Source organism: Zoogloea sp. (assembly GCF_044344315.1).
Lineage (GTDB): Bacteria > Pseudomonadota > Gammaproteobacteria > Burkholderiales > Rhodocyclaceae > Zoogloea.
Window position 1 is genome coordinate 46,725 of the sequence record NZ_JBIJDC010000022.1, and the last position, 6,484, is coordinate 53,208.

The window sequence follows — 6,484 nt, forward strand, 5'->3', positions numbered from 1 at the left end:
TTTATTTTCCGTAACGAAGCGGTAACGACTCTCAGACCGCAGGCTTGAGCAGATTTCGGTGTCACAGTGTGTCATAGCCACGCAAAGGTACACGATACGCAGCCGCTATAATGCGAACTCTTTCCGCACTGCACATTCAATAGTTCATGGACATCATCCTGCTTCTGAAGGCGCTGATCCTCGGCGTGGTCGAGGGTTTGACCGAATTTCTGCCGATCTCCAGCACTGGACACCTGATCCTGGCCGGCGACCTGCTCAACTTCAACGATGACCGGGGCAAGCTGTTCGAGATCGTCATCCAGTCCGGAGCCATTCTTGCCGTGGTCTGGGAATACCGGGAACGGGTAATCCGCACCTTCTCCGGCCTGGGCCGGCAGCCCGAGGCCAACCGCCTGGTGCTCAACCTCTTCATCGCCTTCCTGCCCCTGGCCATCCTCGGGCTGATCTTCGGCAAGGCCATCAAGGCTTCCCTGTTTGCCCCCATCCCAGTGGCCACTGCCTTCATTCTGGGCGCCTTCGTTATCCTGTGGGCCGAGCGCCGGCAGCACAGCGTCCGCATCCACAGCGTGGACGAAATGACCCCGCTGGACGCACTCAAGATGGGTTTCGCCCAGGCCGTGGCCCTGATCCCCGGCACCTCGCGCTCGGGCTCGACCATCATTGGTGGCATGCTGTTCGGCTTCTCGCGTCACGCTGCCACCGAGTTCTCCTTCTTCCTGGCCATCCCCACCCTCGGCGTGGCCACCATCTATCAGCTTTACAAGGAGCGTGCCCTGCTCAGCATGGACGACCTGGGCATGTGGGTAGTCGGCTTCATCTCCGCCTTCGCCTCGGCATTCCTGTGCGTGCGCTGGCTGCTACGCTACATTTCCAACCATGACTTCGTGCCTTTCGCCTGGTACCGCATTGCCTTCGGCATCGTGGTGCTCGCCACTTGGCACTTCGGCCTGGTGGAATGGACGGCCCACTGAGTGCCGGAACTGACCCGGCCCGGACACCCTCCGGGCCGTCGGCAGTTGCACCCCACGCCGTCCACCTCACCGACATCCATGACAGCCGGCGGGCGCGCAGCCTGCCCCTCAAGCTCTACCTGCCCGACTGCGCCTCGCCGGCCGGCCTGATCCTCTTCTCCCATGGGCTCGGTGGATCCCGCGAAGGCGGAACCGAGTGGTTGTCCCATTGGGCAGGATTCGGCTTCGCAGCCATCGCGGTACAGCACCCGGGCAGCGACACCAGCCTGCTCCACAACAACTCCCCCCTCGCCCTGCGGCAAGCCTTCCGCATGGCCATGAATCCAGAAGAACTCACCCGCCGGGCCGACGACCTGCGCTTCGTGCTCAGTCGCATCGGCCAGGACGGGTGCTTCCCGGAAGCCATCAATGCGGTGCAGAAAATCGGTCTGTGCGGGCACTCCTTTGGCGCCGTCACCGTGCAGTTGCTGGCCGGAGAACGTCGCCCTGACCAGCAATCGGAGCCGGCTGACCCCCGCGTGGCTGCCGTCCTGGGCTTGAGCCCCTCCGCCCGCCATGCGGACAAGGGCCCGGGACTGGCCCATCGCTTCGGACTGGTCCGCCTCCCCTTCATGAGCATCACCGGCAGCCGCGACGACGGGATGGGCCTGTCCGACATCACCGCAGCGAATCGCGAACTGCCCTACCGCCACATGCCGGCGGGCGACAAATATTTGCTGGTATTTGCCGGCGGCACCCACCTGGACTTTGCCGGACAGGCCAGCCAGGCTGAAGGAAAGGTATTCCACATCCGCCGCGAACCCGCGGTTTTCCAAGACAATCTGCTTGCCGCCAGCAGCGCCTTCTGGCGGGCCCACCTGGCCGACGACGCGGATGCCCGCCGCTGGCTGACCACCACCCTGCCCGGCCGCCTGCGGCCCGAAGACCGCTTCGAGACCAAATGATCATCTACCTTCACGGCTTCCGCTCCGGCCCCGAATCCTGGAAGGCCCGCAGCCTGCGCGCCCGCATGGCCGCCCACGGCCTCGCCGATGCCTTCTGGTGTGAGCAACTCCCCGTCTCCGCCCGCGACGCCGTGGCCCTCGCCGAAGCGCAGATTGCCCGCTGCACCACCCCGCCCACCGTGGTCGGCAGCTCCCTGGGCGGCTACTACGCCACCCACCTGGCCGAAAAACACGGGCTCCGGGCGGTGCTGATCAATCCGGCGGTCATCGCCCCCCTGTCCCTGTCGGCCTACCTGGGCACCCAGACCCATATGTACACGGGCGAGGCCTTCGATTTCACCCCAACCCACATCGCCGAACTGCAAGCCATCGAGGCCGCGGCCATCACCCGGCCCGAACGCTACTGGCTACTGGTCGAAACCGGTGACGAGGTGCTCGACTACCGCCACGCAGTGGCACGCTATGCCGGCTGTCGGCAGAGCGTGCTGGAAGGTGGCGACCACAGCTTCACCCGCTGGGATGACTACCTGGACCCGATTCTCCAGTTTGCCGGACTCCTTCCGCGATGACAGACAAGACCTCCATGGGCTTCGATGCCCGCCGTTTCAAGGCCCTGGAACGCACGGGCTTCAACCGCATCGCGGCCCGTTATGCCGATGGCGCACCGCTGCGGACCAGCCTGCAGGCTGCCCTCCTGGATGCGGCGGCACCGGCACCCGGCGAACACATCCTTGATCTGGCCGCCGGCCCCGGCCTGCTGGCCCGCGATGCCGCCCGCCGGGTGCTGCCCGATGGCTGGGTGCTGGCCAGCGACATCGCCGAGGGAATGCTCGCCGAGGGGCAGCGCCGCGCCGAGCAGGAGGGCTTGCCCGATCTCCTCGCCGCCGCCTGCGACGCGGAACACCTGGCCTTTGCCGACGGCAGCTTCGATGCCGGCCTGCTCGGGCTGGGCCTGTTCATCTTTCCCGACCCGGGCAAGGCCCTGGCCGAGCTGCACCGGGTGCTCCGCCCAGGCGGACGCATTGCCCTGTCAGTATGGAGCCCGCGGGAGGAAGTGCCCCTGATCGCTCGCGCCCAGGACTGCATCGCCCGGCTGCTGCCGGCCCCCAAGGTGCCCCGCCCTTCGGTATTCCGCCTGGGCACGGCAGAGGCGCTGGGCCCACTGCTGCAGGCGGCGGGCTTTAGCCGGATCCAGCTGGAACCCCACGCCTTCACCTGCCGGTTTGCTTGTGCCGACGACTACTGGCAGGCCTTCCTGGACTTGGCCGGGGGGGCAGCGGAAGCCCTGTCGCGCCTCCCCGAGGCCACCCAGGCCCGACTGCGCGAGGAGGTGACCACGGAACTCGCGCCCCACCGGGACGGAGATGGCTATGCGGTGGCTGGAAGCGTGCTGATCGCCATCGCGCAGCGCGCCTGAATCAGGCCTCCTCGGCCGACTCCACCGCCGCCCCCTTGACCACCGCAAACCGGGCCAGGGTACGCTCCCGGGCCTTGGCATGGTCTACAACCGGTGCCGGGTAGTCGGAGCCGATGACACAGCCGGCCAGTTTCTGGTCGATGGGCGGCAGGGTCCATGGGGCGTGGATGTACTTGTCGGGCACCCGCGCCAGTTCCGGCAGATAACGCCGGATGAAGGTGCCGTCCGGATCGAAGCGCTCCGACTGGGTCACCGGGTTGAAGATGCGAAAGTAAGGCTGGGCGTCGCAGCCGGTGGATGCGGCCCACTGCCAGCCGCCATTGTTGGCCGCCAGGTCAAAGTCGTTCAGATGCTCGGCGAAATAGGCCTCGCCCTCACGCCAGTCGATACCCAGGTCCTTGGTCAGGAAGGACGCCACGATCATGCGCAGGCGGTTGTGCATGTAGCCACTGTGGTTGATCTGGCGCATGGCCGCGTCAACGATGGGATAGCCCGTGCGTCCCTCACACCACGCGGCAAACAGGGCCGGATCCCGATCCCAGGCCACCCGGTCGTACTCGGGGCGGAAGCTCGCCCCCACCACCCGCGGGTGATGCCACAGGATCTGAAAGTAGAAGTCCCGCCACACCAGCTCCGACAACCAGGTGTCTGCCCCCTCCCCGCCCGCATCCCGGGCCGCCCGGGCCAGTTCGCGGATAGACACGGTACCGAAACGCAGGTGCACCGACAGGTAGGACACCCCCTTCACCGCGGGGAAGTCCCGCCGGGCCTTGTATCGCCCGATGCGCTTGAGAAAATCGTCAAAGAGCCGGCGCCCGGCCACCATGCCCGGCGTGATGCCCAGCTCAGCCAGATTGGTGGCGTCAAAACCCAGCGCGGCCAGATCCGGCACCTGCTCGCCCTCGGGGGGTGGCGCCAGACGGGCGGCGTACTTGTCCACCGGATAAGGCTTGAGATGAAAGTCGGTGAGCGTCTTCAGCCAGGTCCGCTTGTAAGGGGTGAACACCGAGAACGGCGAGCCGCCCTGGGTCAGCACTTCGCTCTTCTCGAAGATCACCTGGTCCTTGAAGTCGGCAAAGCCGATCCCGAGTAGGCGGAGACGCTCGGCCACATCCCTGTCCCGGGCAATGGCTGCGGGCTCGTAGTCTCGATTGGCCAGCGCCGCGTCCACGCCCAGGCGCTCGGCCAGGGCCGGAATCGCATCCCGCACCCGGGCGTGACGCACAATCAGGCCGCCGCCCCGGGCGCGCAGGGCCGAGTCCAGCTCGGCCACGCAGCCGAGGATGAACTCCACCCGCCGGTCGCAACGACTCGGGAGGGCATCAAGAATCTCCTCATCGAAAACGAAGGCGCAAAATACGCGATGGTAATTTTTGAGGGCGTGATAAAGCGCAGCATGATCGAAGTCGCGCAAGTCGCGACGAAACCAGACTAGGGCAGAGGTCATGGACGACAGGACAGGTGGCAGGGAAGCAATGGACGCAAGCATGCCCCAAAAGTTGCCACTACAATCGGTCACCTCGGCTTAAAATAGCGCCCGTGATTACGACGACCATCAACCTCACCGATCATTTTCTGATTGCCATGCCTGCCATGGCCGATCAGAACTTTTCGCGCACCCTCACCTACATTGCCGAGCACAACGAGAACGGCGCCATGGGGGTGATCGTCAATCGCCCCACCGACATGCGCCTGGCTACCTTGTTCGAGCGCATCGACATCCCCCTCGAGCATCACGAGTTCGCTGACCTGCCAGTGTACTTCGGTGGTCCCGTCCAGTCTGACCGGGGCTTCGTGCTGCATCGCCCGGCGGGCGCCTGGCACTCGACCCTCAAGGTCAGTGACACCATCGGCTTGACCAGCTCCCGCGATGTGCTCCAGTCCCTGGCCAGCGAAGGGGAGCCCGGAGAGGTGCTGGTGGCCCTCGGCTACGCCGGTTGGTCTGCCGGTCAGCTCGAACACGAACTGGCCCAGAACGCCTGGCTTACCGTGCCGGCCGATCTGTCCATCGTCTTCGACCTGCCGTCCGAAGAACGCCTGGCCGCCGCCATGCAGCTCCTTGGCATCGATTTCGCCAAGCTCTCGGACGTCGCCGGACACGCCTGAGTGGGAACCGTCCTCGGCTTCGACTTTGGCCTGGCCCGCATCGGCGTGGCAGTGGGTGAAATGGAAACGGGCCACGCCCACCCCCTCGCGGTCATTGCCGTAGAAGCCAACGCAGCGCGCTTCGCCGCCATCGAGGCACTTCTCGCCGAATGGAAGCCGACCGCCCTGGTAGTGGGTCTGCCCACCCACATGGACGGCAGCGAACATGCCATGACAGTGCGTTGCCGCCGCTTCGCCAACCAGCTCCACGGCCGTTACGGGCTGCAGGTCACGCTGGTGGACGAGCGGCTTACGTCCGCAGAAGCCGAAGAACGCCTCAGCGAAGCCGGCCATCAGGGCTGGCGCAAGCAAAAGCAGCGGCTGGATTCGACAGCCGCCCAGATCATCCTGCTCCAGTACTTTGAAAGCGCCCGCCATGCAAGTTCCTGAAGCCGAACAGCTCATCGCCACCCTCGCCGAGGCGATGCGCCCCCGTGTCACTGCCGACACCTGCCTGGTCGGCATTCACACCGGCGGGGTCTGGCTGGCAGAGCGTCTCCATGCCCTGCTCGGCCTGTCCCAGCCCTTGGGCAGCATAGACGTCAGCTTCTACCGCGACGACTACTCGGCCAAGGGCCTGCACCCCCAGCCCCAGGGCTCCAAGATCCCCTTCGACGTGGAAGATGCCCACATCGTGATCGTCGATGACGTGCTGTACACCGGTCGCACCACCCGCGCTGCCCTCAACGAGCTCTTCGACTACGGTCGTCCTGCACGGGTGGATCTGGCCGTCCTGATCGACCGGGGCGGACGCGAGCTTCCCGTCGGCGCCAGTTTCTGTGCCCTGACCCTGCCCGCGCCCCTGCCGGCCGGGCAAAACCTCCAACTTGAGCGCGACGCCTCCGGCGCCCTCACCATGAGGCTGATCCATGCGTAATCCCCAACTCAACAAGCACGGCGAGCTGCAGCACCTGCTGACCCTCGATGGCCTGCCCCGCGCCATCATCACCCAGATCCTCGACACCGCAGCGCCCTTCACCGAAGTGGCCGAGCGGGAGGTCAAGAAG

At 65.9% G+C, this 6,484-nt stretch carries 8 protein-coding genes and 1 pseudogene; 8 read left to right on the plus strand and 1 reads right to left on the minus strand.

All coding sequences use genetic code 11. The features are described 5' to 3' along the window. Positions 1–146: 146 nt before the first annotated feature. Genes ACIQ09_RS07155 through ACIQ09_RS07170 form a run of 4 tightly spaced genes read left to right on the plus strand, consistent with a single transcriptional unit; the run spans position 147 to position 3,332 of the window. Complete coding sequence (locus ACIQ09_RS07155; protein WP_398307659.1) at positions 147–971, plus strand: undecaprenyl-diphosphate phosphatase; 825 nt, start codon at positions 147–149, stop codon at positions 969–971. Next, a complete protein-coding gene (locus tag ACIQ09_RS07160; RefSeq protein WP_398307661.1) occupies positions 956–1,915 on the plus strand; it encodes an alpha/beta hydrolase family protein in 960 nt (319 codons plus the stop codon). Before ACIQ09_RS07155 ends, ACIQ09_RS07160 begins: the two co-directional genes overlap by 16 nt. Then, the gene (locus ACIQ09_RS07165; RefSeq protein WP_398307663.1) at positions 1,912–2,484 is read left to right on the plus strand and encodes a YqiA/YcfP family alpha/beta fold hydrolase; all 573 of its coding nucleotides are present in this window, start codon (positions 1,912–1,914) and stop codon (positions 2,482–2,484) included. Before ACIQ09_RS07160 ends, ACIQ09_RS07165 begins: the two co-directional genes overlap by 4 nt. Then, entirely contained in the window at positions 2,481–3,332 is an 852-nt protein-coding gene (locus ACIQ09_RS07170) for a class I SAM-dependent methyltransferase (RefSeq protein WP_398307665.1), read from the plus strand. Before ACIQ09_RS07165 ends, ACIQ09_RS07170 begins: the two co-directional genes overlap by 4 nt. Position 3,333: 1 nt before the next feature. Here the strand turns inward: ACIQ09_RS07170 and ACIQ09_RS07175 are convergent, their stop codons facing one another. Further along, positions 3,334–4,779, minus strand: coding sequence for a cryptochrome/photolyase family protein (locus tag ACIQ09_RS07175; protein ID WP_398307667.1), 1,446 nt, complete (start codon positions 4,777–4,779; stop codon positions 3,334–3,336). A gap of 137 nt (positions 4,780–4,916) precedes the next feature. On the opposite strand from ACIQ09_RS07175, the gene ACIQ09_RS07180 reads away from it, so the two are divergent. From ACIQ09_RS07180 to pyrB, 4 genes and pseudogenes are all read left to right on the plus strand, one after another. Then, positions 4,917–5,438 (plus strand): YqgE/AlgH family protein, encoded by a 522-nt coding sequence (locus ACIQ09_RS07180; RefSeq protein ID WP_398307671.1) that lies wholly within the window; start codon positions 4,917–4,919, stop codon positions 5,436–5,438. 60 nt (positions 5,439–5,498) lie between these two features. Continuing rightward, complete coding sequence (ruvX, locus tag ACIQ09_RS07185) at positions 5,499–5,867, plus strand: Holliday junction resolvase RuvX (protein WP_398307673.1); 369 nt, start codon at positions 5,499–5,501, stop codon at positions 5,865–5,867. Next, positions 5,854–6,354, plus strand: a complete 501-nt coding sequence (pyrR, locus tag ACIQ09_RS07190; RefSeq protein ID WP_398307669.1) for a bifunctional pyr operon transcriptional regulator/uracil phosphoribosyltransferase PyrR — start codon at positions 5,854–5,856, stop codon at positions 6,352–6,354. Before ruvX ends, pyrR begins: the two co-directional genes overlap by 14 nt. Then, positions 6,347–6,484: pseudogene (gene pyrB / locus ACIQ09_RS07195) on the plus strand (aspartate carbamoyltransferase catalytic subunit); the annotation flags it as partial. The gene pyrR and the pseudogene pyrB, both read left to right, overlap by 8 nt.

Coding starts and splice junctions, on each gene's coding strand:
- ACIQ09_RS07165 (WP_398307663.1), top strand. CDS start 1,912: ATGATCATCTACCTTCACGGCTTCCGCTCCGGCCCCGAATCCTGGAAG.
- ACIQ09_RS07155 (WP_398307659.1), top strand. CDS start 147: ATGGACATCATCCTGCTTCTGAAGGCGCTGATCCTCGGCGTGGTCGAG.
- ACIQ09_RS07175 (WP_398307667.1), bottom strand. CDS start 4,779: ATGACCTCTGCCCTAGTCTGGTTTCGTCGCGACTTGCGCGACTTCGAT.
- ACIQ09_RS07170 (WP_398307665.1), top strand. CDS start 2,481: ATGACAGACAAGACCTCCATGGGCTTCGATGCCCGCCGTTTCAAGGCC.
- ACIQ09_RS07180 (WP_398307671.1), top strand. CDS start 4,917: ATGCCTGCCATGGCCGATCAGAACTTTTCGCGCACCCTCACCTACATT.
- ruvX (WP_398307673.1), top strand. CDS start 5,499: ATGGAAACGGGCCACGCCCACCCCCTCGCGGTCATTGCCGTAGAAGCC.
- ACIQ09_RS07160 (WP_398307661.1), top strand. CDS start 956: ATGGACGGCCCACTGAGTGCCGGAACTGACCCGGCCCGGACACCCTCC.
- pyrR (WP_398307669.1), top strand. CDS start 5,854: ATGCAAGTTCCTGAAGCCGAACAGCTCATCGCCACCCTCGCCGAGGCG.